This window comes from Phenylobacterium sp. (assembly GCF_013822795.1).
Lineage (GTDB): Bacteria > Pseudomonadota > Alphaproteobacteria > Caulobacterales > Caulobacteraceae > Phenylobacterium.
Genome location: NZ_PNLB01000020.1, coordinates 79,486 through 102,367, shown reverse-complemented (window position 1 = coordinate 102,367; position 22,882 = coordinate 79,486). Strand labels below are relative to the sequence as shown.

The window sequence follows — 22,882 nt, the reverse complement described above, 5'->3', positions numbered from 1 at the left end:
CCTAGTTCGTCCCGGCGGCGTCCCCGTCCAGGGAGGCGGCTGTCTAGAGGGCCACCCCGTCCTCGTCAACCAGACTTTTCAGTCTTTTTGCGGAAGCTTCGGAAACCCGAAAATTCAGCGCAAAAATCACCGCGGGGGATCCGGATGGTATTCCCCAGAGCGCCGCGGCGATCGATCGAAGGAGCGGAACTTAGTCACGAGCTGCTCACAAGGCAAGCGATTTTCACAACCTGCGGCAAGATTGGTCGCAAACCACGGCCACGCTTGGCCTCAAGCGGCTAGGCCAGCGCCCGCCGGCCGACGATCCGCAGTCCGTAGCCCCCAGATCCCGGCAGCACGGTGGCCGAATTGGACAAGAGCTCCATGTCGCGCACGCCCAGATCCAGCAGAATCTGCGCGCCGACGCCGTAGTCGCGCAGCACGTTGGCGCCGAGATCGGCCCCCGGCTCGGCCCCATAGCGTTCCGACAGCCAGGCCGGGTTCGAGTCGCGGATGAACACGGCCACCCCGGCGCCGTCATAGTCGGCGATCGCCTGGAGGGCTCGCTGGACATAGTCACGACGCGCTTCGTTGTGGCCGAGCATGTCGGCCGCCAGGTCGACGCGGTGCATGCGCACCAGGGTCGGCTTGTCGGCGTCGATCTTGCCCTTGGTCAGGACCACGTGCTCGGTCTTGTCGAGAATATTGCGGTAGATGACCATCCGGAAGCGACCGCCGAAGGCGCTGTCGAACGGCGTCTCCAGCACCCGCTCCACCTGGCGCTCGGTGCGCCGGCGATAGGCGATCAGGTCGGCGATGGTGCCGATCTTCAGCCCGTGCAACTGGGCGAACGAGATCAGGTCGGGCAGGCGGGCCATCGACCCGTCGTCCTTCATGATCTCGCAGATCACGCCCGCCGGATTGAGGCCGGCCATGCGGCTGATGTCGACCGCGGCCTCGGTGTGGCCGGCGCGGACCAGCACGCCGCCGTCCTTGGCCACCAGCGGGAACACATGCCCGGGGGAGACGATGTCGTCCGCCCCCTTGGTCGGATCAACCGCCACGGCGATGGTGTGGGCGCGATCATGCGCCGAGATGCCGGTCGTGACGCCCTCTCGCGCCTCGACTGAGACCGTGAAGGCGGTGCCGTGGCCCGACTGGTTGTCGATGGCCATCGGCGGCAGCCGCAGCGCCCGCGCCCGTTCGGCGCTGATCGACAGGCAGATCAGGCCGCGCGCGTGCTTGGCCATGAAGTTGATCTGGTCGGGCGTGGCGAACTGCGCCGGGATGATGACGTCGCCCTCGTTCTCGCGGTCCTCGGCGTCGACCAGGATGTACGGACGGCCATTGCGGGCGTCCTCGATGATGTCCTCGATGGGCGAGATCGCCGACTCGTGAGGCGCATCGTCTGAGTGGGAGGTGGTCATACTCGGGCTTTCATCTTGGCGAAGTCCAGGACCTGCTCGCCGACCGTGGCCAGCTGCCAGGCGTCCTTCGCCTCGATGCAGCCGCCCTCGGCGTCGAACAGACCCGTCGTGGCGTTCAGGGCCGCGCCGAACGGCGTCGGCCAGCCCCGCAGCGCATGTACGATCGAGCGCAGGGTGGTCAAGGTGGTTCCGGCCGCCTGCCAGCCGTCGGCGGTGATGACGCAGCCCACGGCGCGGTCGGTCAGATAGGGCCGATCATCGCCGCGCAGCATCTCCAGGGTATCGAGCGCGTTCTTGATCACCCCGGAGATCGAGCCGTGATAGCCCGGCGAGGCGACGATCAGTCCGTCGGCCGCGCGCACCGCTTCGGCCAGCTCGACCTGCTCGGGCGTAGCCTCGGCGATCGCCGGATTGTAGATCGGCAGGCGGGCCAGGAACTCACCGCCCAGCAGGCGGGTCTCCCCGCCTCCGGCCTCGACCGCCCGCAAGGCGACGCTCAGCGCCCGCTCGGTGCTCGAACCAATCCGGGTGGTGCCGCCGATGCCGACGATCAGCGGCTTGCGCGAACTCATGAGGTCCCCTCGAACAGCTTCTTCAGTTCGGTCTTCACGATCTTGCCGTTGGCGTTGCGCGGCAGCGTTTCGGGCCAGAAGCGCACCTCCACCGGGACCTTGAAGGCCGCTAGGCGTTCCCGCACGAAAGCGCGCAGCTCGTCTTCGGTCGCGGTTCCGCCGGGCTTGAGATGCACCACCGCGACGGGCTCCTCGCCGAGGGTCTTGTGCGGCCGGCCGACCAGCGCGGCGTCCATCACGTCGGGGTGGTCGTAAAGCACGTTCTCCACCTCCACGCAGTAGATGTTTTCGCCGCCGCGGATCAGCATGTCCTTGGCCCGGTCGATGATGAACAGGAAGCCCTCCTCGTCGATCCGCGCCAGGTCGCCGGTGCGCAGCCAGCCGTCGACGAAGGTCTCGGCCGTGGCCTCGGGCTTGTTCCAGTAGCCCTTCACCACCTGCGGGCCCTTGACCCACAGCTCGCCGACCGCATTGGGGGCCAGCACGGTCACGCCGTCCGCGGGGTCGCGGATCTGCATCTCGCCGACCGGCGCGGCCGGGCCGGCGCTGGCCGGGCGGTTCTCATAGTCCTTGCCCAGGTGCGAGGTGAAGGTCGCCGTAGTCTCGGTCATGCCCCAGCCATTGCCGGGCTGCGAGGCCGGGAACACCTCGACGATCTTGCGCACCAGTTCCGGCGCCGACGGCGCGCCGCCATAGGCCACCGACTGCAGGGACGAGAGGTCGTACTTCTCGCGCGCCGGATGCTCGATCAGCTGCCAGGCGATGGTCGGCACCCCGCCGGTCGAGTTGACCTTCTCGCGCTCGATCAGCGCCATCGCCGGCTCGGTGTCCCAGCGGCGCATCAGCACGATCTTGCCGCCCGCGTTCAGCGCCGGCGACAGGTTCGCCGACAGGCCGGTGGCGTGGAACATCGGCACGACCAGCAGATTGACCCGCTGCGGCAGCTTGTGCGGATCGCTTTCCGGCAGCGGCTGGCCGGCGCGCAGGAAGTTGCGGGTCGCCGAGATGCCGCTGGCCATGATGTTGGCGGTCATGTTGCGGTGGGTGCCCAGCGCGCCCTTCGGTTTGCCGGTCGTTCCCGACGTATAAAGAATGGTGGCGTCGTCCTCCGGCGCCAGCGCCACGTCCGGCAGCGGCCGGTCTGCCAGCTGGCCCCAGTCGTTGACCTGGCCGATGACGTCTTCCAGTCGGCGGACCTTGTCGTCGCTCGGATCCCCGGCCAGGCGTGGCACATAGACCTTCTGCAGATCCGGCAGGTTCGGGAACGAGGCGGTGATGCGCTCGAGCCGTTCGTCGTCGACGATGGCGACCTTGGTTCCGGAATCGGCCAGGCCGTATTCGAGCTCGGGCCCGGTCCACCAGGCGTTCAGCGGGGTGACGATCGCCCCCGCCAGGATCCCGGCCCAGAAGGCCACCGGCCATTCGGGAATGTTGCGCATGATGACGGCGACGCGGTCGCCCTTCTTCACGCCGTCAGCCTGTAGCTGGTGGGCGAGCGTGATGGTCGCGCGGGCGAAACTCTCGAAGGTGGCGCGGTCGTTCTCGTAGACCAGGAACTCCCGGTCCTTGAAGGTGCGGCCGTTGAGAAAGATGTCGCGGAGCGTCGGCGGGGCGTTTTTCCAGGTACGGGTTACGATCCCGCGGATCGGCTTTTCCTCGATCTCGAAGCGCTGGCCGGGGGCGGTGAGCCGGGCGTGGGCCTCGGCGAGCGTCATGACGGGCCAGGCGGGAGCGGCCGGCGGCGCGGAATCGGTCTGAACGTCGGTCACGAAAATCCTCGAAATCGAATAGCTCAAATAGATAGGGCGGCCCCTAATCAGAGGCCGCCCCACACACTAGTCTCATGCTCTTGCGGCGGTACAGCCGTTAGGCGCTCGCTGCGCTCCTGGCCCGCTCGGCCTTATAGGCCTCCTTCAGCTCGGCCAGCTCCTTGGCGTACTTCTCCTCGGCCGCCTCCTTGAGGCGCGGGAGGTGGTAGTTCGGGAACAGGTCGTTGTCGGGCCGATAGTCCTTCAGCACCTGCTTGGCCAAGGTGACCTTGTGGACCTCGGTCGGCCCGTCGGCGATGCCCATGACCAGCGAGCTGGTGACCATGTGCATGAACGGCATCTCGTTGGAGACGCCCAGCGCGCCGTGCAGGTGGGCGGCCTTGGTGGCCACGTCGTTATAGACCTTGGGCATCGCGACCTTGATGGCGGCGATGTCCTTGCGGACCATGTTGTAGTCCTTGTGCTTGTCGATCAGCCAGGCGGTGCGCAGCACCAGCAGGCGGAACTGCTCGACCGCGATCCAGCTGTCGGCGATCTGCTCCTGGACCATCTGCAGGTCAGCCAGCTTGCCGTCACGGGTGGTGCGCGAGACCGCGCGGCGGCACATCAGGTCCAGAGCGTGCTTGCAGGCGCCGACCGTACGCATGGCGTGGTGGACCCGGCCGCCGCCCAGGCGGACCTGGGCGATCACGAAGGCCGCGCCCCGCTCGCCCAGCAGCGCATCGTAGGGCACGCGGACATTGTTGTAGCGGACATAGCCCTCGTTGCCGCCGCCGATCTCACCGCCGCCGCCAACGCCGACATTGCGGATGATCTCAACGCCGGGCGTGTCGGTCGGCACCAGGAAGATCGAGGTCCGGCGATAGGGGTCCTTGGCGTCCGGATCGGTCACCGCGTAGAGCACCAGCACCTTCGAATAGCGGGCGTTGGTGGAGAACCACTTCTCGCCGTTGATCACCCACTCGTCGCCGTCCAGCACCGCGCGGGTCTTGAAGGTCAGCGGGTCGGAGCCGCCGGTCGGCTCGCTCATCGAGAAGGCCGAGCGGATGTCGCCGTTGAGCAGCGGCCAGAGGTACTGCTCCTTCTGCTTGTCGGTGCCGTAGTGGGCGATGATCTCGGCGTTGCCGGTGTCGGGGGCCTGGCAGCCGAAGATGGTCGGGGCCAGGCTGTTGCGGCCGAGCTTCTCGTTCATGAGGCCGAGCTTGAGCTGGCCATAGCCCTGCCCGCCCAGTTCCGGACCGAGGTGACAAGCCCACAGGCCCTGGTCCTTCACCTTCTGCTGCAGCGGCTTGATGAACTTCTCGCGCCCGAGCGAACCGCGGACCGCCAGCCCAAGCTGCGAGAGCGGTTCGACCTCCTCCCGCATGAAGTCCTCGATCCAGTCGAGCTTCTTCTGGAACTCGGGGTCGGTTTCGAAATCCCACGCCATCTGGCGTCTCCCATCTTTGCTTACGAATCGCGATTTTTCAAAAAAGCGGTATGGTATGGCGCGCAGCCACACAAAATTGTTGCGCGCGGACAGCCGGTTAGCCGCCCGCGCTTGTCGACATTATCAAACGCTTGTTTGCGTGACGCAACGTCGCCGATGCGGCTTGGCTGCGTTTTCTAGGCTCGGCCCTATTCGGCCGGCGCCTTTGCCGGAGCTTTGACCATGCCGCCCACGGAGGCGTGACGCGCGGCGCCGTCGAGCACCTCGGTCTCCTCGGCCACTGTGGGCGGGCCCATGCCGGTGTCGGGGGCCGATCCCACGGGAATGCCCTCCATGAGCCGAGCCTTGCGCCAGCCGCCCCAGCGGTAGTAGCCGGCGGCCAGGACCAGCGACATGATCGAACCGAGCGGGAAGCTCCACCACACGGCGTCCTGGCCCAGGGTCGGCTCGAGATAGTGCGCGAACGGGATCCGTACGAACCACATCGCGATCAGCAGCCCCAGCAGCGGCGGCCACACCGCGCCGGTGGCGCGAATGATGCCGTTGAGCACGAAGGCCATGCCGAACGGGATGAAGCCCCATAGCGCGAAGGCGTTGATGTGCATGGCGATCGCCATCGACGGACTGTCGGACGGCAGGAAAGCCATCAGCACATAGGGCTCAACCAGATAGATCAGCGCCACCGGGATCCCGGTCATGAAGGCGGCGATCAGCACGCCTTTGCGCGCCACCTGGCTGACCCGGTCCATCTTGCCGGCGCCGACGTTCTGGGCGGCCATCGACGAGACCGCAGCGCCCAGCGCCATGGCCGGCATCTGGATGTAGGTCCACAGCTGGATCGCCGCGCCATAGCCAGCCGCCGTCGCCGAGCCGTAGGCGTTGACGAAGCGGATCATCATCACCGCCGCCCCGGAGATCACCAGCATCTGCAGGGCCATCGGGAAGCCCTTGACCACCAAGGTCTTGATGATCGCCAGCTCAGGCCGAAACAGCTTCCAGTCGCCGCGCTTGAGGATCAGCACGCTATCGGTGCGGTAGAGGTAGACGATCATCACCGTCAGGGTCAGCGTCTGGCTGATCAGGGTGGCGGTCGCGGACCCGGCGATGCCGAGACGCGGGAACGGCCCGAAGCCGGTGATCAGCATCGGATTGAGGATCACGTCCAACCCGACCGCGGCGACCGAGAACCAGAACGGGGTCTTGGAATCGCCGGCCCCGCGCTGCGCCATCATCACGAACGAGAAGAAGTACATGAACGGCATCGCCGCGAAGATCACCCGCAGGTAGGTGATCGCGTCGCGCGTGGCGTCCGGCGGGGTCTGCATGATCTTCAGGATCGACGGCGTCAGCAGGTAACCGGCCACCCCCACCGTCAGCGACAGCGCCAGGAAGAAGGTCGAGGCCGAGCCCACCACCCGCTTGACGGTGGCCACGTCCTTGGCGCCGACCGACTGCGAGATCAGCAGGTTCGCGGCCATGGTCATGCCGAACACCGCGCCCAGCATCAGGAAGAAGATGTTGTTGGCGTTGACCGTCGCGGTCAGGGCCGCCTCGCCCAGCACGTGGCTGACCCAGATGGCGTTGGCCGAGCCGTTCAGCGACTGCAGGATGTTGGAGCCCAGCACCGGCAGGGCGAACACGATCAAGGTCTTGCCGATCGGGCCGGTAGTCAGGTCCTGCATGCCGCCGGGATGGCCGGCAGGCGCGGACGCGTCCTTCTTAACCGCTGAATTCACTTCGCTCCCCAGGGCGCTGAAGAATATGCGCCGTCCGGCCGCCCGACCTCGCCCATGAAATGAGGGCGCTGATTTGCTTACGCCCCGGGCGGCAGGCGAAGCGACTGTAGGCGCGCGCCTGCGCCGCCTCAAGCATCCGGAGTGAGCTTAGCGGGAAGAAATCCCCAGGTTGCGGCGGACGCGTCAGCCCGGGCGCCGCATGAGCGCCCGGGCCTGCAAAGGCGACCTAAGCGCTCGCCAGCCGGCTCTTGACCCGGCCATAGGCGAGGTAGGCGACAACGCCGACGGCGTTCCAGATCAGGAAGTTGACCAGGGTCGACACCGGCAGGGTGGAGAACAGATAGAGACAGCCGAGCACCGCCGCCGGGCCGACGATCCACCACAGCGGCGTGCGGAACGGCCGCGGCAGGTCCGGCGCACGGCGGCGCATCAGCATCATCGCGATGGCGGTGGCGATGAAGGCCAGCAGGGTGCCGGCATTGGCCAGGGCGGCGATCTCGTCGAGCGGCAGGACGCCGGCGATGCTGGCGGCCACCACGCCGGTCAGAATGATCACCGGCGCCGGCACGCCGCGGGCGCCCACTCTTGAAAGTCCGCGGGGCAGCAGCCCGTCGCGGGCCATGGCGAAGAAGATCCGGCTCTGGCCGAACATGAACACCATGATCACGGTCGGCAGGGCGACGACCGCCGCCCCGGCGACCACGGCGGCGACCTGCGGATGATCCAGACTGCGCAGAATGTAGGCCAGCGGTTCGGGGCTCTTGGAGAACACGTCGAAGGGCGAGGCGCCCAGCGCCGCGGCGGCGACGATCATGTAGATGGCGGTGCAGGCGAACATCGAGCCGATGATCCCGATGGTCAGGTCACGGCCCGGGTTCTTAGTCTCCTCGGCCGCGGTCGAGATCGCATCGAAGCCGTAGAAGGCGAAGAAGATGATGCCGGCCGCCGCCGCCACGCCGCGCTTGACGCCGTCGGCGTCCATGGTCGCGCCATAGCCGAACGGAGCGAAGGGCTCGAAATGCGCGGCGTCGAACGCCGGGATCGTCAGGGCCACGAAGGCGGCAAGGGCGACGATTTTCACGATCACCAGGATGAAGTTGACCGTGGCGCTTTCGCGCGTGCCGACCAGCAGTAGAGCGCTGACCACCAGGGTGATGAAGACGGCCGGCAGATTGATGATCCCGCCCGCATGCGGCCCGGCCAGCAGCGCTTGCGGCACCGACCAGCCCGCCTGCTGCATCAGCCCGCCGGCATAACCCGACCAGCCGACCGCCACCGTCGAGCAGACGACGGTGTATTCGAGGATCAAGCTCCAGCCGACGACCCAGGCGGCCAACTCGCCCATGCCGACATAGGAATAGGTGTAGGCGCTGCCCGCCTGGGGCATCATCGTCGACATTTCGGCGTAGCAGAGCGCCGCGAAAGCGCAGACCCCGCCAGCCAACGCGAAGGATAGAATCACCGCCGGGCCGGCCAGCCCCGCGGCGACGCCGGTCAGGGTGTAGATGCCGGTGCCGATGATCGCACCGACGCCGAGGGCGACCAGATGCGGCCAGCCAAGCGTCGGGATCAGACCATGCCCGTCATGGGCCGCCGGCGGCTCCATCGACTTGCGTCGCGTCACGAAACTCATGGACTTCCCCCGAAGGCTTATTCTTGTCGCACGACCATGACCCGGCGCACGTGAGACTTGAAGTGGGATGATTCTTCGCCGTCCGGCGAGCATTGTTGGCCGAAAATACCTTGGCGATGGATTGCGCAGGCGCCAGCTTTCCTGAACTCGCTGTGAAGGTGGACTGATTATGCGTCTCGTGCCCCTGGCCCTTGTTCTCGCCCTGGGCGCCACGCCCGCGCTCGCCGACGACGCGGCGCTGGACCGGCTGATCGCCGACTACGAGCTCTACAGCCTCTCGCAGAATCCGATCGAGGCCGGCCAGCAGGGCGATCGCGACGCGCTGTCCCGCCTGCCGGACAATTCGCCGGCCGCCGACGCCGCGCGCACCGCCGCTCTCAAGGCCTTCGCCGCGCGGACCGAAGCCATCGCGCCGGGCGAGCTCTCCGACGAGGGGCGCATCAATCGCGAGTTCCTGGGTTGGACGCTTGAGCGCCAGCTGCAGAGCCTGGCCTTCGACGAGGCGCGGATGCCGTTCTCCTCGGACAGCGGCTTCCACTGGACGCTCGGCTATCTCGCCGCCTCTACGCCGATGCGCAGCCCCGCAGACGCCCGCGCCTGGATCGCCCGCCTGGAGGCCGCGCCGACCTACTACGCCACCGAGATCGCCAACGCCCGGCGCGGGGTGAAGTCCGGCTTCACTCAGCCGCGTTCCACGGTCGAACAGGTGCTGGCCCGCGCCCGCGAGCAGGCCGCAGCGCCGGTTGAAAGCGATCCGTTGCTGGCCCCGCTCGAGCGGTTGCCGGCCGAGATCCCCGCCGTCGAACGAGCAGCGCTACGCGATCAGGCCGTCGCCGCCATCCGCGACAAGCTGCGCCCCGCCCAAGCCCAGTTCGTGACTTTTCTCCACACCGAATACCTGCCCAAGGCCCGCAAGAACCTGGCGGCCCGCAGCCTGCCGGACGGCGAGCGCTACTACGCCTGGCTGGTCGCCGACCATACGACCACCGCGCTCAACCCCGACCAGATCCACCAGAACGGCCTCGCCGAGTTGCGCGCATCCGCAGCGAGATGAATGCGGTCATCGCCGAGACCGACTTCAAGGGCGACTTCGCCGCCTTCCAGGCCCACCTGCGCAGCGACCCGCAGTTCTATGTGACCAGCCGCCAAGCGCTGCTGGAGAAGGCGTCGGAAATCGCCAAGCGGATCGACGACCAGTTGCCGGCCTGGTTCGGAACCCTGCCCCGCCTGACCTACGGCGTGCGGCCTGTGCCCGCCGACATCGAGAAGACCTACACCACCGGTCGCTACTTTTCGGGTAATCCCAAGCTGGGGATCGCCGGCGGCTACATGGTCAACACCTATGACCTGCGCCAGCGGCCGCTCTACGAACTGCCGGCGCTGACCCTGCACGAGGCGGTGCCCGGCCATCACCTGCAGATCGCGCTCGGCCAAGAGGCCGAAGGCGTCCCCTACTTCCGCCGCGAGGCGAACGTCACCGCATTCACCGAAGGCTGGGGGCTCTATGCCGAGAAGCTGGGCGGCGAGATGGGCATCTACCGCGACCCGTACGAGCGGTTCGGCCGACTGTCCTACGAGATGTGGCGCGCCTGCCGGCTGGTCGCCGACACCGGCCTGCACTGGAAGGGCTGGAGCCTCGACCAGGCGCGCGAGTGCTTCACGAAGAACTCGGCCCTCTCGCCGCTGAACATCGAGGTCGAGCTGGCCCGCTACGTCTCCTGGCCGGGTCAGGCCCTGGCCTACAAGACCGGCGAAATGAAGATCGTCGCCATCCGCGAAAAGGCCAAGGCGCAGCTGGGCGGGAAGTTCGACATCCGCCGCTTCCACGACGCCATGCTGCTGACCGGCCCCATGCCGCTCGACATGCTGGAGCGGCGCATGGACGGCTGGATCGCGGAGGAGAAGGCGCGCTGACCAATTCCTCCCCCTCTGGGGGAGGTGGATCGATGCGTAGCATCGAGACGGAGGGGGGTCTTCTGACTCAGTCCCCCTCAGTCAGCTGCGCTGACAGCTCCCCCAGAAGGGGAGCAATTGAGATGTTAGTCCGGCCAGAGTTCCTGGACGTCGCCCTTGCGGTTCAACACCCGCACGGCGCGCTTAACCACCATCAGCAGCCGCTCCTTGCGGGCCGGCTCGTCATAGGTCATCGCGCCGCGGGCCATGCCTTCCAGCAGGAAGCGGCCAAGGTCGCGGCTGGTCTGGAAGCGCGGATCGACGCCGGCCTGGGCAAGCGCCAGGAAACGATCGCCGACCTGGTTGCGGTCGAAGGCGCTCTGGGCGTCGGCCAGGCGCACGCGCAGCATCGCATCGGTGCGCGCGGCGGCTTCGAGTTCGGCGAAGGCGATGAACGGGATTTCGTGCAGCAACGCCCAATAGGCGTCGATCGCATGCTCGGCGGCGTCCACGCCCGGCGCCATCGGGCCGGATGCCGCCTGTTCAAATAGCCGGGCCCGTTCCACTTCGATGTAGGCGATGGCGGCCTCGACCAGCTCTTCGCGGCTGGCGAAATGGTAGAGCATCGCGCCACGGGTCAGGTTCGCCGCGTCGGCGATCATGGCGTTGGTGGCCGCGTGATAGCCGGTCTCAGCAAACAGCCTCATGGCCGCGTCGAGGATACGCGCGCGGGTGCGCCGAGACTTCGGCGTCTCCTTCGCAGGATAGGTTCGGGCGTCCATCGGACCTTATTTCGGAAGACCTGGGGAGGGTCGGCCTCGACCAAACCCTTAATTCAAAAGGCGCCGAGACAAAAGGGGCGCGGGCGGTTTCATGAGAATGACATGCAAGCAGCCTAACCGATGAGCAGTTCTGGCCGGCCAAGGGGGCACGGAATGGCAGATCTGGCGATCCGCAACTACCGAGCGGTTTTTATCTCTGACGTTCATCTGGGCACCAAAGGCTGCCAGGCCGAGCTGCTGCTCGACTTCATCCGCCATATCGAGTGCGAGAGCCTCTATCTGGTCGGCGACATCGTCGACGGCTGGAAGCTGCGCTCAGGCTGGCACTGGCCGCAGTCGCACAACGACGTGGTGCAAAAGATCCTGCGCCTGGCCCGCAAGGGCGTGAACGTCATCTATGTGCCGGGCAACCACGACGACCGCGTGCGTGAGTTCGTCGGGGTCCACTTCGGCGGCGTGGTGGTGGTGCGCGACGCGATCCACGAGACCGCCGACGGCAAGCGCTTCCTGGTGCTGCACGGCGACGAGTTCGACGGCGTCGTCCAGCACGCGCGCTGGCTGGCCTTCGTCGGCGACTACGCCTACCGGGCGCTGATCGCCGCCAACACGCTCTTCAACCGCGTCCGCCGACGCATGGGCTTCGGCTACTGGAGCCTCTCGGCCTTCCTGAAGACCAGGGTCAAGAACGCCCTGCAGTTCGTCGAGAACTTCGAGGCCGCGGTCGCCGACGAGGCCCGCCGGCGCGGCGTCGACGGCGTCATCTGTGGACACATTCACAAAGCCGAGATGCGCGACATCGACGGGATCGCCTATATCAACGACGGCGACTGGGTGGAGAGCTGCTCGGCGCTGGTCGAACACCACGACGGCACGCTCGAGATCCTCCACTGGGCCAAGCTTCGCTCGTGGTCGGCCATCGACCGGACCATCCGCCTGGTCGAACCGGTCGAGCCGCTGCCCACTCCGGCGGCGGCCTGAGCCGCGGATCACCCCTGATTGACAGCCCTGCTGATTTGGTGACAGTCCCGCTGTCATGTTGCCGCCGACCCGCTACGCTTCGAGCCTGCGCGACCGCCAGAAACAGGCGACCCGCGACCAGATCATGCACGCCGTGGCGCGCAAGCTGGAATCCGGCCCGCTCGAGGACCTGAGCTTCGCTGACATCGCCGTCGAGGCTGAGGTCGGCGAGCGCACGGTCTATCGCCACTTCCCCACCAAGGAAGCGCTGCTGGGCGCCTTCTGGGCGTGGCTGCAGGCCCAGGCCCTGACGCCGACCCGGCCGGCGACCCGCATCCGCGACGCCATCACCGCCCCCCGCGAGAACGGCCACAAACCCATGCGCATCCTGCTGGTGACCGACGCCTGGGAGCCGCAGGTCAACGGCGTGGTCCGCACCCTGTCGCGCGTGGTCGGCGAACTGAAGGCGCTGGGCCATTCGGTCGAGGTGATCAGCCCCGACCAGTTCAAGACCTTCCCGCTGCCGACCTATCCCGAGATCAAGGTCGCCCTGGCCGCCCATGAACCGGTGCAGGAGCGCTTCAAGGCGTTCGAGCCCGAGGCGATCCACATCGCCACCGAAGGCCCGCTGGGCCTGGCCGCGCGCCGCATCTGCGTGGAATGGAAGCTGCCGTTCACGACCAGCTACCACACCCGCTTCCCGGAATACGTCTCGGCCCGCCTGCCTTTGCCGCTGGCCGCCGGCTACGCCTACATGAAGTGGTTCCACAAGCCGTCCGGCCGGATGATGGTCACCACCCCGACAATGAAGGACGAGCTGGAACGCCACGGCTTCGGCAACATCTCGGTCTGGTCGCGCGGGGTCGACACCGTGATGTTCCACCCCAAGCGCGAGGACGAACCCGACGTCTTCGCCGGTCTGGCCCGGCCGATCTTCCTCTCCGTCGGCCGCGTGGCGGTGGAGAAGAACATCGAGGCCTTCCTCGGCCTCGACCTGCCCGGCACCAAGGTGGTGGTCGGCGACGGCCCGCAGCGCGAAGAGCTGATGGAGCGCTATCCCAACGCGGTGTTCACCGGCGCCAAGTTCGGCGACGAACTGGCCGCGCACTTCTCCTGCGCCGACGTCTTCGTGTTTCCCTCGCTGACCGACACCTTCGGCCTGGTGATCCTCGAGGCCATGGCCGCCGGCATTCCCGTGGCGGCCTATCCGGCTCCCGGTCCGATCGACATCCTTCCGGGATCGGGCGCCGGCGTGCTCGCGCACAGCGCCACCGAAGGCCTGCGCGAGGCCTGCCTGGAGGCCCTCAAGCTCGACCGCAAGACCGTCCGCGCCTTCGCCGAAGGCTTCTCATGGCGCGCCTGCGCCGAGGACTTCGTGAAGAACCTCCAGCCCTATCCCGAGCCGGAGAAGACTCGCTTCTGGCGCAAGCTGCGCCGCCTGGCCCGCGTGCGCCGGCGCCGGCCGGAGGCCGCATAGGGGATCGCCGAATGTCCGTCAGCGTCGAACGCGTCGAATTCCCCGGCCATTCGGGGGCGACGCTCGCCGCCCGCCTGGACCGTCCGAACGGGCCGATCCGCGCCTACGCCCTGTTCGCGCACTGCTTCACCTGCTCCAAGGACCTGCTCGGCGCGCGCCGCATCGCCACCGACCTGACCCGCATCGGCGTGGCGGTGCTGCGTTTCGATTTCACCGGCCTCGGCTCCAGCCAGGGCGAGTTCGCCTCGACCAACTTCACTTCCAATATCGAGGACCTGCGCGCCGCCGCCGACTATCTGCGCCAGCATCACCGCGCCCCCTCGCTGCTGATCGGCCACTCGCTGGGCGGCGCTGCGGCCCTGGCCGTGGCCAAGGACCTTCCCGAGGTGCGCGCGGTCGTCACCATCGCCGCGCCCGCCGATCCCGCCCACGCGCTGAAGAACCTCGGCTCCAGCCTCGAGCAGATCGAGGCCGAGGGCGAGGCGCAGGTCGAACTCGGCGGCCGCCGCTTCACCATCCGCCGCCAGTTCGTCGAGGACGTGCGCCGCCGCAACCTGCGTGACGCGATCTCGGCGATGAAGAAGCCGCTGCTGATCCTGCACTCGCCGATCGACCAGACGGTCGGCATCGAGAACGCCACCCGCATCTTCCTGGCCGCCAAGCACCCCAAGAGCTTCGTCTCGCTGGACAAGGCCGACCACCTGCTCACCGATCCGGACGACGCGGCCTTCGCGGCCCAGGTGATCGGCGGCTGGCTGCCCCGCTATCTGCCGGCCGACCAGCCGCAGGGCGAGGAAGCCATCGAGCACGTCCGGGTCATGGAGACTGGCGACAGCAAGTTCCAGAACACCGTCCAGGCCGGCCGCCATCGCCTGTTCGCCGACGAGCCGCAGAGCGTCGGCGGCGGCGACACCGGACCCTCGCCCTACGATCTCATCTCCGCGGCGCTGGGCGCCTGCACCTCGATGACCCTGCGGCTCTACGCCGACCGCAAGGGCCTCGACCTCGGCCGCATCCAGGTCGACGTCAGCCACGAGAAGATCCACGCCCAGGACGGGGTCGGCGGCGGCGATTCGCCGGTCCGCCCGAAGATCGACTGCTTCACCCGGGTGATCTCGATCGAAAGCGAGCTCGACGACGATCTCGCCGCCAAGCTCGTCGAGATCGCCGACAAGTGCCCGGTCCACCGCACGCTGGAGAACAGCTCGGCCGTACGCACCGAGGTGCGCCGCGCCGGCTAGCCGCGTACCCGCGCGCCGCGCTCGTACCAGCCCTTGCTGGCGTTCACGATCGCCACCACCGACAGCATCACCGGAACCTCGACCAGCACGCCGACCACCGTGGCCAGCGCCGCGCCAGACTTGAATCCGAACAGGCTGATCGCCGCAGCGACCGCCAGCTCGAAGAAGTTGCTCGCCCCGATCAGGGCCGAGGGACCGGCCACGCAATGGGCCTCGCCGCAGACGCGGTTGAGCAGATAGGCCAGGCCCGAATTGAAATAGACCTGGATCAGGATCGGGACCGCCAGCATGGCGATGACGGCCGGTTGGGCGATGATCTGCTCACCCTGAAAGCCGAACAGCAGCACCAACGTCGCCAGCAGCGCCCCGAGCGCGACGGGAGAGAGCCGTGACAACGCCGCGGCGACCAGGGCCTGTCCGCCACGCTTGATGAGCGCCGCGCGCAGGCTCTGCGCCATGACCACCGGCACGACGATGTAGAGCCCGACCGACAGCAGCAGGGTCTCCCAGGGCACGCTGATCGCCGACAATCCCAGCAGCAGCCCGACGATCGGCGCGAAGGCGACGACCATGATGGCGTCGTTCAACGCCACCTGGCTGAGCGTGAAGTTGGGCTCGCCACGGGTCAGGTTGCTCCAGACGAAGACCATCGCCGTGCAGGGAGCCGCCGCCAGGATGATCAGTCCGGCGATGTAGCTGTCGATCTCGCCGGCCGGCAGGTAGGGACGAAACAGCCAGCCGATGAAGACCGCGCCCAGCGCCGCCATCGAAAACGGCTTCACCGCCCAGTTGATGATCAGCGTCACGCCGATGCCGCGCCAATGACGTCCGACGCTGCGCAGGGCGGCGAAGTCGACCTTCATCAGCATCGGAATGATCATCAGCCAGATCAGCCCAGCCAGCGGCAGGTTGACCTGGGCCACCTCGGCCGACCCGATGGCCTGGAATGCGCCGGGGAACAGATGCCCGAGGCCGACGCCGACGATGATGCACAGCGCGACCCAGAGGGTCAGGTAGCGCTCGAAGACCGACATTTCACTCGGCCCGTTCGGGCGCGTCGGCCTGCTCGTGGATCTCGCGCAGGCGGGTCTGCAGCGACATCTGGTCGATGGTCTCGAGCGGCAGGCTGAGAAACAGGCGGATCCGCGTGTCCAACTGCCGCGCCGCCTCGGCGAAGGCGGCGGCGACCTCGGCCTGCGTCCCTTCGGCTGCGGCCGGATCGGGGATGCCCCAATGGGCGGTCATCGGCTGCCCCGGCCAGATCGGGCAGACTTCGCCCGCAGCGTTGTCACAGACGGTGATGATGAAATCGAGCCGCGGCGCCCCGGGCTGAGCGAACTCGTCCCAGGATTTCGAGCGGAAGTCGGAGGCCGCGAAGCCCAGCGCCTCGACCAGCGCCAAGGCGTGAGGGTTGACCTCGCCCTTCGGCATCGAGCCGGCGGAGTAAGCCTGGAAGCGGCCGGCGGCCTCCTTGTTGACCACCGCCTCGGCGATGATCGAGCGCGCCGAGTTGCCGGTGCAGAGAAACAGGATGTTGTAGGTCATGCGGAGACTCCGTTGGGTGTCAGGCGGCGCAGCATCCGCTGGCCACCTTGGCCAGCGGCGCGCAGATCTCGGGCGACCCAGCGCAGCAATCTTCGACCAGGTAGGCGAGCAGCTCGCCCATGGCGTCGTAGTGGGCCCGATAGATGATCGAGCGCCCCTCGCGCTGCGAGGTCACCAACCCCGCCTGCGCCAGGATGCCAAGATTGGTCGACAGCGTGTTCGGCAGCATGTCGAGCCGGCGCGCCAACTCCCCGGCGGCAAGCCCCGCCCCGCCGGCCTGAACCAGCTGTCGGAAGGCGGCGAGACGTCCCTCATGGGCGAGAGCGGCGAGGCTGGCGACGGCGCTTGTCATTTCCATATTTCTAGAATAGTCGAATTATATGACAGACGGAAGACACCTTCCGCATTTCGGGAGCCCCGCCTTGACCGACTTCCCAGCGCTTGAGCCGCAGTTCCTTCGCCAGCCCGACCATGACCAGCTCGAGCCGGTCGCCCGCGCGACGCATCCGCCGCGCATCCTGCTGCTCTACGGCTCGCTGCGCGAACGCTCCTTCAGCCGGCTGCTGACCGAGGAAGCCGCCCGCATCCTGCAGGCGCTGGGCGCCGAGACCCGCACCTTCGACCCGCGCGGCCTGCCGCTGCCGGACGGCGCCGACCCCAGCCACCCCAAGGTCCAGGAACTGCGCGAGCTGTCGCTGTGGTCCGAGGGCCAGGTCTGGTGCAGCCCCGAGCGCCACGGCACGATCACCGGGGTCATGAAGAGCCAGATCGATTGGATCCCGCTTGAGGTCGGCAGCGTCCGCCCAACCCAAGGGCGCACCCTGGCGGTCATGCAGGTCAGCGGCGGCTCGCAGTCGTTCAACGCCGTCAACGCCCTGCGCGTGCTCGGCCGCTGGATGCGGATGATCACCATCCCCAACCAGTCGTCGGTGGCGATGGCCTGGAAGGAATTCGACGAGGCCGGCCGCATGACGCCCTCGTCCTATTACGACCGCGTCGTCGACGTGATGGAGGAGCTGGTGAAGTTCACCCTGCTCACCCGCGACCGCGCCGACTACCTGGTCGACCGTTACAGCGAGCGGAAGGCTGCAGGCCCCGCCGACCCGATGGAAGCGCTGCGCGCCAAGGCAGTCGGCTGAAACGCAGAACGCCGCGGATCTTTCGATCCGCGGCGCTCGCCAGCTCTCCTGGTGCTCGGCTTAGGCGGCCGGGCGCGCCATCGGCGTCAGCTTCTGGGCGACGGCCTTCTGGCCGTCGTGCTGGCCGGCCGGCAGCGAGATCAAGCCGCGGCTCGCCAGGTACCCGCCCTTGCCCGTCGCCGCGTCGGAGACGAACTCGTTCAGGTATTCCTGCAGGCCCTGGGTCACCCCGATGTTGGCCTTCTTCACATAGATGTAGAGCGAGCGGGCCAGCGGGTACGAACCGTCCGCGATCGTCTGAGCGGTCGGCTTCACGCCGTTGACCGAGGCGCCCTTGATCTTGTCCATGTTCTCTTCGAGGTACGACCAGCCGAAGACGCCCAGCGAACCGGGGGTCTTGGTCAGGGTGCCGACGATGGCGTTGTCGTTCTCGCCGGCGTCGACCCAGCCGTCCTTGCGGAGCGGGTCGACCACTTCCTTGAACTTCTTCTCGTTGTTCGAGCGCAGTTCTTCGGCGGTCGGGAACTTGCGGGCCCCGGCCTCGATGGCCAGCTCGACGAAGGCGTCGCGGGTGCCCGAGGTGGGCGGCGGGCCGTAGACGTTGATGCGGTTGCCCGGCAGGCCGGTGCCGATCTCGTCCCAGGTCGCATAGGGGTTCTTCACGAACTTGCCCTGGCGCAGCACGTTGGCGGCCAGACCGAGGTACAGGTGCTCGGTCTTGAAGCTGTAGTCGGCGCCTTCCTTGTCGGTGGCCACGACGATGCCGTCGAAGCCGATCTTGATCTGGACGATGTCCTTCACGCCCTTGGCGGCGCAGGCGTCGAACTCAGACTTCTTCATCGGGCGCGAGGCGTTGGCGATGTCCGGGAAGGCGTCGCCGACGCCGCCGCAGAACAGCTTGATGCCGCCGCCGGTGCCCAGGCTCTCGACCTTGGGGGCCTTCTTGCCGGTCTTCTTGGCGTAGTTCTCGGCCACGCGGGTGGCGAACGGGAACACCGTCGAGGAGCCGGCGGCCCAGACGTAGTCGCGGGCGGCGAAGGCCGGGGCGCCGGCGCCCAGGGTGGTGGCCGCCACGGCGGCGCAAAGCAGAAGCTTCTTCATGACTTAAGTCTCCTTCTGGCGCTGCGACTTAGAAGTCGAGCTGCGCTCGGACCTGGAATTGCTGGACCTCGACGTCGCGGCCGGGGCCGGGATTGTCGATGTCGGCGTTGGTGTAGTTGGCCTGCAAGCGGACATAGGCGGTCGGGTAGTAGTTGGCGCCGAGGGTCACGCCCTTGTACTTGCCGGCGTCCTGCGACAGCGTCCGGCCGGCCGCGGTGGTCGCGGTGTCGTAGGCGTCGGTCAGGTCGGCGTAGTCGTAGCGGGCCAGCAGTTCGACCCCGCCCCAGCCGCCGGCGGTGATCGGGTTGAGGATCTTCGGACGACCGAACTCGCCCTTGGCCGCGTCGTAGGCGCGCTGCTCGCCGGTCGGCCAGAAGCTGACGAAGGCGTAGCCGGTCTGGATGGTCGGATCGCCGCCCGGCTGGACGGTCTTCAGACGGTCGATCTTCATGCTGGCGTACTCGCCCTGCACCGAGAACGGACCGTGCTGATAGGCGCCTTCGAAGGCGATGGTCTGGTCCGTGTCGCCGATGGCGCCGGTCGAGTAGTAGCGAGTGTTGCCGTAGTTGGTGTTGGTGCGGCCGCGATAGACGAAGGCCGCCTCGTCGCCGTGGTTGCGGCTCCGTGCCCACAGGCCCAGGTGGGCCTTGTCGATGTCGTTGTTGATCGGCGCGAAGGTCACGCGGCCGGTCACGCCGACGCGTTCCTTGCTGCCCGGATTGGCGCCGGCGGTGTTGTCGACGTCGGCGCTGTTCAGGCTGTCGCCGGCCAGCTGGCCGGTGACCGTCCAGTTCAGGCCGTTGGCCTTGGCGACGACCGACATCAGGTATGAGTCGGTGGCGATGTCGCCGTACGGACCGCGGTCCATGAAGCTGATGAAGCGGGTCGAGGTCATGTTCTCAAGACCAGCGGCCTTGATGTTGCCGACCATCAGCGAGGTCATGTCGGTCGGCTTGAACTCGATGACGACGTCATCCCAGGCCCAGGCCGCGCCGTTCCACGAACCGCCTTCGACCTTGTAGGCGAAGTAGTTGTTCAGCTTGCCTTCGACGCCGAGGAAGACCTGGCGGCCGCGGGTGTTGCTGGTCTTGTAATCGGCCAGCGCGCCGGCCCGGTCGACGTCCTGATAGACGTAATCCAGCAGCACCCGGCCGCGAACCTTGAATTGGACGTCGTCGTTGGTCCACTGCGGCGCGCCCTTCCAGGCGACGGTGGTGTCTTGAGCCTGGGCGCCGCCGGCGAGGGCCAGCGCCAACACGCCAAACGCCGCCCCGGCGCACAGCGAGGTTTTGATCGTCATTATCAGGATCCTTGTAGAGCTATCCCCGTGAGCCCTTTCAGAGCTTGCGAGGCGGCTTAACGAGGTCCCGTGACGCTTCAGCCAAGCTTCCGCGACAGCTGGTCGTCAGTTTGGTGACGGATTTGCGATGCCCCTTCCTGGGGCGCATTTCGACGCCTCCAAGAGACGTCAATTCCCTTACGCATCAAGGGTTCTGAAAATCATGCCGCGCCCGGCGGCTTCGCGGCGGGGCGCACGATCGGCCCCGCCTGCGACATTCTGGTCACGCTCTAAAGCAGGCGTGCACGGATGGTTTGTGACAGCAGGTCGATCAATGTGACAGCCGCCACGATGACGATCGCGATCGCCGCGACTCGCGAGTACGAGAACGAGTTCAGGCTGTCGAACAGGATCTGGCCGATGCCGCCGGCGCCGATCAGACCCAGCACCGTGGCGGCCCGGCTGTTCGATTCAAACCGGTAGAGCGCATACGAGGTCCACAGCGGCGCGACCTGCGGGATCACCCCCCAGACCACTTCCTGCAGCGGCGCCGCGCCGGTGGCGCGCACGCCCTCGACCGGGCCCTTGTCGATCGACTCGACCGCCTCGGAGAACAGCTTGCCCAGCACCCCGCCGGTGTTAAGCGCCAGGGCCATGACCCCGGCGAACGGGCCCAGGCCCACGGCGACGACGAAAACGGTGCCGATGACTAGGTCCGGCACCGAGCGCAGCACGTCCATCAGCCGGCGAATCGGCAACTGGATGTAGGACGGCGTGACGTTGCGCGCGCCCAACAGGCCGAGCGGCACGGCGATCAGCACGGCGATGGCCGTACCCCACAGCGCGATCTGGATGGTCAGCCACATCTGGCCGACCAGGAACTGCCAATCGCTAAAGTCGGGGTGCAGGAATTCGCGGCCGAACTGCCGCATGTTCTCCGAATTCTCGAACAGCTTCGGCAGCTTGTTCATCTCGGCCGGGCCGAAGCTGATCACCAGCAGCACGATGATCCCGCCCCATAGGCCGAGGTCGAACAGCTGCTGGCCCAGGGGCCGCGACGGCGGCTTCAAGAGGTCGGTGTTGGTCACGCTGGCGGTCACGGAAATGTCCTACTGGGCCGCGACGGGCTGGCCGGTCTTGGCCTCCAGCGCGGCGCGCTCGGCCGCGATGGTGTCCAGCGACTTCTGGGCCTGGGCTTCCTTGACCTTGTCGCCGGTGTTGCGGGCTTCCAGCAGCTGCTCGGTCGCCTCCATCTCACGCACGGGCAGCAGGTGCGAGTTGTCGGCCGGGCGGAAGCCGCCGATCGACAGCGCCGCCAACAGCTTGCGCTGGCGCTCCGCCTCCGGCCCCTCGCCCTGGGCATAGGTCAGGAAGAACTGCCGCAGCTTTTCCTTCACCGCCGGGTCCAGGTCGCTGCGCCAGATGATCGGATCCTCGGGGAGCTTGGGGCTTTCCCAGATCACCCGAACCTGGTCGGCGACCGGCGAGCCGCGCTCGCGTTGCAGGCGCAGGGCGGTGGAGTTGTTGGTCGCCACGTCGAGCACGCCCTTGGCCACCGAGAACAGGTTGGCCTGGTGATTGGCGGCGCGCACCTGCTTGAAGCAGGCTTCCGGGCGAATGCCCTTGGGCGCGAACAGATAGGTCATCGGCGCCAGCGTGCCCGAGGTCGACTTGGCGTCGCCGATGCCGAAGGTCAGGGTCTTGTCGCACTTCAGCACGTCTTCCAGCGTCGTCTTGGACTTGGCCGGCACGATCAGCAGCGACTTGTAGCCGTCCGACCCGCTCGGATCGAAGGTGCGGGCGAAGACCTCGCCGTTGGAGCGGCGCACGGCCTCCAGGCCCGACTGGTTGGAGAACCAGCCCGCATCGGTCTGCTTGAAGCGCAGCGCCTCGATCAGGGCGGTGTAGTTCGACGCGAAGAACGGCTTCACCGGAATGCCGATCGACTTTTCCATGTCGGCCAGGATCGGCTTCCAGAAGGTCTCCATGCTGGTCGAGTTCTCGGTCGCCAGGATCGAGAAGTTGACCACCTTCGGTGGGCCGCCGGCCGGCGTCGTGGTTTCGGACTTGCCGCAGGCCGCAACACTAAGGGCGGCCAGGCTGCTGCCGATGAGCAGGCGACGGTCGATCATTGCGGGGCTCCTTCCCAGAACACGTCCTCGAATTCCGGGCCGTAGATGTCGATGAGCTGTTTGCGTTCCAGGCCCGAGGCCGGACCGTCGTAGACGACTTTGCCCGCCTTGAGCGCGACCACGCGGTCGCAGTAGCGCAGGGCGTAGTCGACCTGGTGCAGGGTGACCACGACCGTCAGGCCGTCCTGCTGGTTCAGGTCGCGCAGGATCTCCATGACCCGCCGCGCCGACACCGGGTCGAGCGAGGCGACCGGCTCGTCGGCCAGGATGATCTTGGCCTTCTGGACCAGCGCACGGGCGATCGCGCCGCGCTGCTGTTGGCCGCCCGACAGGGTGTTGGCGCGCTGGCCGGCGTATTCGGCGACGCCGACGCGGGCCAGGGCCGCCATGGCCGCCTGCTTGGTCTCGGCCGGCCAAAAGCCGAACACGCCGCGCAGGAACGCGATGCGGCCGAGCGAGCCCAGCGCCACGTTCGAGAACAGGGTCAGGCGGCCGACCAGATTGAACTGCTGGAAGATGAAGCCGATGCGGATGCGCGCCTCGCGCACCTTGCCGCTGATCTTGCCATCCGACTGCACGACGCCGCCGAACGCCTCGATGCGGCCGGCGCCGGCGTCGATGGTCTGCAGGCCGCTGATCGAGCGCAGCAGCGTCGACTTGCCCGAGCCCGAAGGCCCGATCAGGGCGATCATCTCGCCTTTGCTGACATTGAGGGACACGGAATCCAGGGCGCGCCGCGAGCCGAAGCTCTTGGTGGCGTTCCGCACGGACAGTACGGCGGCTTCAGACAT

General features: G+C 67.4%; 19 protein-coding genes and 2 pseudogenes. 6 read left to right on the top strand and 15 right to left on the bottom strand.

Features of this window, described 5'->3' with window-relative positions; all coding sequences use genetic code 11:
• Nucleotides 1–278: 278 nt before the first annotated feature.
• From ribB to C0481_RS17515, 6 genes are all read right to left on the bottom strand, one after another.
• Nucleotides 279–1,406, bottom strand: coding sequence for a 3,4-dihydroxy-2-butanone-4-phosphate synthase (gene ribB / locus C0481_RS17540; RefSeq protein ID WP_293406174.1), 1,128 nt, complete (start codon nucleotides 1,404–1,406; stop codon nucleotides 279–281).
• Nucleotides 1,403–1,978 (bottom strand): NADPH-dependent FMN reductase, encoded by a 576-nt coding sequence (locus tag C0481_RS17535; RefSeq protein ID WP_293406172.1) that lies wholly within the window; start codon nucleotides 1,976–1,978, stop codon nucleotides 1,403–1,405. Before C0481_RS17535 ends, ribB begins: the two co-directional genes overlap by 4 nt.
• On the bottom strand, nucleotides 1,975–3,693 hold the full coding sequence (locus tag C0481_RS17530) for a class I adenylate-forming enzyme family protein (protein WP_293406186.1): 1,719 nt from the start codon (nucleotides 3,691–3,693) through the stop codon (nucleotides 1,975–1,977). Before C0481_RS17530 ends, C0481_RS17535 begins: the two co-directional genes overlap by 4 nt.
• Before the next feature lie 151 nt (nucleotides 3,694–3,844).
• On the bottom strand, nucleotides 3,845–5,176 hold the full coding sequence (locus C0481_RS17525) for an acyl-CoA dehydrogenase family protein (RefSeq protein WP_293406170.1): 1,332 nt from the start codon (nucleotides 5,174–5,176) through the stop codon (nucleotides 3,845–3,847).
• A gap of 188 nt (nucleotides 5,177–5,364) precedes the next feature.
• Entirely contained in the window at nucleotides 5,365–6,912 is a 1,548-nt protein-coding gene (locus C0481_RS17520) for an MATE family efflux transporter (RefSeq protein WP_293406168.1), read from the bottom strand.
• Nucleotides 6,913–7,138: 226 nt separating this feature from the next.
• A complete protein-coding gene (locus C0481_RS17515; protein WP_293406166.1) occupies nucleotides 7,139–8,545 on the bottom strand; it encodes an amino acid permease in 1,407 nt (468 codons plus the stop codon).
• A 169-nt stretch (nucleotides 8,546–8,714) separates the two neighbouring features.
• Here C0481_RS17515 and C0481_RS21910 point away from each other — a divergent pair.
• Nucleotides 8,715–10,459, top strand: a pseudogene (locus C0481_RS21910) (DUF885 family protein).
• A 125-nt stretch (nucleotides 10,460–10,584) separates the two neighbouring features.
• Here C0481_RS21910 and C0481_RS17500 read toward each other — a convergent pair.
• On the bottom strand, nucleotides 10,585–11,220 hold the full coding sequence (locus tag C0481_RS17500; RefSeq protein ID WP_281372746.1) for a TetR/AcrR family transcriptional regulator: 636 nt from the start codon (nucleotides 11,218–11,220) through the stop codon (nucleotides 10,585–10,587).
• A gap of 153 nt (nucleotides 11,221–11,373) precedes the next feature.
• Between C0481_RS17500 and C0481_RS17495 the strand changes: the two genes are divergently transcribed.
• From C0481_RS17495 to C0481_RS17480, 4 genes and pseudogenes are all read left to right on the top strand, one after another.
• Entirely contained in the window at nucleotides 11,374–12,198 is an 825-nt protein-coding gene (locus C0481_RS17495; RefSeq protein ID WP_293406157.1) for a UDP-2,3-diacylglucosamine diphosphatase, read from the top strand.
• Nucleotides 12,199–12,253: 55 nt separating this feature from the next.
• A pseudogene (locus C0481_RS21905) lies at nucleotides 12,254–12,445 on the top strand (helix-turn-helix domain-containing protein); the annotation flags it as partial.
• A 111-nt stretch (nucleotides 12,446–12,556) separates the two neighbouring features.
• Nucleotides 12,557–13,654 carry a glycosyltransferase family 1 protein gene (locus C0481_RS17485; RefSeq protein ID WP_293406184.1) on the top strand — a complete coding sequence of 366 codons (1,098 nt, stop codon included), beginning with the start codon at nucleotides 12,557–12,559 and terminating at the stop codon, nucleotides 13,652–13,654.
• An 11-nt stretch (nucleotides 13,655–13,665) separates the two neighbouring features.
• The gene (locus C0481_RS17480; protein ID WP_293406155.1) at nucleotides 13,666–14,895 is read left to right on the top strand and encodes an alpha/beta fold hydrolase; all 1,230 of its coding nucleotides are present in this window, start codon (nucleotides 13,666–13,668) and stop codon (nucleotides 14,893–14,895) included.
• On the opposite strand, the gene arsB is transcribed toward C0481_RS17480, so the two are convergent.
• The 3 genes from arsB to C0481_RS17465 are packed head-to-tail and all read right to left on the bottom strand — an operon-like array spanning nucleotide 14,892 to nucleotide 16,798.
• Entirely contained in the window at nucleotides 14,892–15,929 is a 1,038-nt protein-coding gene (gene arsB / locus C0481_RS17475; protein WP_293406153.1) for an ACR3 family arsenite efflux transporter, read from the bottom strand. The genes C0481_RS17480 and arsB overlap by 4 nt on opposite strands.
• Nucleotide 15,930: 1 nt before the next feature.
• Entirely contained in the window at nucleotides 15,931–16,440 is a 510-nt protein-coding gene (locus tag C0481_RS17470; RefSeq protein ID WP_293406151.1) for an arsenate reductase ArsC, read from the bottom strand.
• Between the two features lie 19 nt (nucleotides 16,441–16,459).
• On the bottom strand, nucleotides 16,460–16,798 hold the full coding sequence (locus C0481_RS17465) for a metalloregulator ArsR/SmtB family transcription factor (protein WP_293406149.1): 339 nt from the start codon (nucleotides 16,796–16,798) through the stop codon (nucleotides 16,460–16,462).
• A gap of 64 nt (nucleotides 16,799–16,862) precedes the next feature.
• Here C0481_RS17465 and arsH point away from each other — a divergent pair, with 64 nt between their 5' ends.
• Nucleotides 16,863–17,579: an arsenical resistance protein ArsH gene (gene arsH, locus C0481_RS17460; protein ID WP_293406147.1), complete on the top strand. Its 717-nt coding sequence runs from the start codon at nucleotides 16,863–16,865 to the stop codon at nucleotides 17,577–17,579.
• 60 nt (nucleotides 17,580–17,639) lie between these two features.
• Here arsH and C0481_RS17455 read toward each other — a convergent pair whose 3' ends face one another.
• From C0481_RS17455 to phnC, 5 genes are all read right to left on the bottom strand, one after another.
• The gene (locus tag C0481_RS17455; RefSeq protein WP_293406145.1) at nucleotides 17,640–18,680 is read right to left on the bottom strand and encodes a substrate-binding domain-containing protein; all 1,041 of its coding nucleotides are present in this window, start codon (nucleotides 18,678–18,680) and stop codon (nucleotides 17,640–17,642) included.
• 28 nt (nucleotides 18,681–18,708) lie between these two features.
• Nucleotides 18,709–19,980 (bottom strand): porin, encoded by a 1,272-nt coding sequence (locus C0481_RS17450; RefSeq protein ID WP_293406142.1) that lies wholly within the window; start codon nucleotides 19,978–19,980, stop codon nucleotides 18,709–18,711.
• Between the two features lie 269 nt (nucleotides 19,981–20,249).
• Nucleotides 20,250–21,047 carry a phosphonate ABC transporter, permease protein PhnE gene (gene phnE / locus C0481_RS17445; protein ID WP_293406182.1) on the bottom strand — a complete coding sequence of 266 codons (798 nt, stop codon included), beginning with the start codon at nucleotides 21,045–21,047 and terminating at the stop codon, nucleotides 20,250–20,252.
• A 21-nt stretch (nucleotides 21,048–21,068) separates the two neighbouring features.
• On the bottom strand, nucleotides 21,069–22,091 hold the full coding sequence (phnD, locus tag C0481_RS17440; protein WP_293406140.1) for a phosphate/phosphite/phosphonate ABC transporter substrate-binding protein: 1,023 nt from the start codon (nucleotides 22,089–22,091) through the stop codon (nucleotides 21,069–21,071).
• Nucleotides 22,088–22,882 carry a phosphonate ABC transporter ATP-binding protein gene (gene phnC, locus C0481_RS17435; RefSeq protein WP_293406138.1) on the bottom strand — a complete coding sequence of 265 codons (795 nt, stop codon included), beginning with the start codon at nucleotides 22,880–22,882 and terminating at the stop codon, nucleotides 22,088–22,090. The genes phnD and phnC overlap by 4 nt, the downstream gene beginning before the upstream one ends.

Excerpts from the sequence above, each read along its gene's own strand:
- C0481_RS17465 (WP_293406149.1), bottom strand. The coding sequence starts at position 16,798 with ATGGAAATGACAAGCGCCGTCGCCAGCCTCGCCGCTCTCGCCCATGAG.
- C0481_RS17495 (WP_293406157.1), top strand. The coding sequence starts at position 11,374 with ATGGCAGATCTGGCGATCCGCAACTACCGAGCGGTTTTTATCTCTGAC.
- C0481_RS17485 (WP_293406184.1), top strand. The coding sequence starts at position 12,557 with ATGCGCATCCTGCTGGTGACCGACGCCTGGGAGCCGCAGGTCAACGGC.
- phnC (WP_293406138.1), bottom strand. The coding sequence starts at position 22,882 with ATGTCTGAAGCCGCCGTACTGTCCGTGCGGAACGCCACCAAGAGCTTC.
- phnD (WP_293406140.1), bottom strand. The coding sequence starts at position 22,091 with ATGATCGACCGTCGCCTGCTCATCGGCAGCAGCCTGGCCGCCCTTAGT.
- C0481_RS17450 (WP_293406142.1), bottom strand. The coding sequence starts at position 19,980 with ATGACGATCAAAACCTCGCTGTGCGCCGGGGCGGCGTTTGGCGTGTTG.
- arsB (WP_293406153.1), bottom strand. The coding sequence starts at position 15,929 with ATGTCGGTCTTCGAGCGCTACCTGACCCTCTGGGTCGCGCTGTGCATC.
- C0481_RS17480 (WP_293406155.1), top strand. The coding sequence starts at position 13,666 with ATGTCCGTCAGCGTCGAACGCGTCGAATTCCCCGGCCATTCGGGGGCG.
- C0481_RS17515 (WP_293406166.1), bottom strand. The coding sequence starts at position 8,545 with ATGAGTTTCGTGACGCGACGCAAGTCGATGGAGCCGCCGGCGGCCCAT.
- C0481_RS17530 (WP_293406186.1), bottom strand. The coding sequence starts at position 3,693 with ATGACGCTCGCCGAGGCCCACGCCCGGCTCACCGCCCCCGGCCAGCGC.
- C0481_RS17535 (WP_293406172.1), bottom strand. The coding sequence starts at position 1,978 with ATGAGTTCGCGCAAGCCGCTGATCGTCGGCATCGGCGGCACCACCCGG.
- C0481_RS17470 (WP_293406151.1), bottom strand. The coding sequence starts at position 16,440 with ATGACCTACAACATCCTGTTTCTCTGCACCGGCAACTCGGCGCGCTCG.
- ribB (WP_293406174.1), bottom strand. The coding sequence starts at position 1,406 with ATGACCACCTCCCACTCAGACGATGCGCCTCACGAGTCGGCGATCTCG.
- C0481_RS17455 (WP_293406145.1), bottom strand. The coding sequence starts at position 18,680 with ATGAAGAAGCTTCTGCTTTGCGCCGCCGTGGCGGCCACCACCCTGGGC.
- C0481_RS17525 (WP_293406170.1), bottom strand. The coding sequence starts at position 5,176 with ATGGCGTGGGATTTCGAAACCGACCCCGAGTTCCAGAAGAAGCTCGAC.
- C0481_RS17500 (WP_281372746.1), bottom strand. The coding sequence starts at position 11,220 with ATGGACGCCCGAACCTATCCTGCGAAGGAGACGCCGAAGTCTCGGCGC.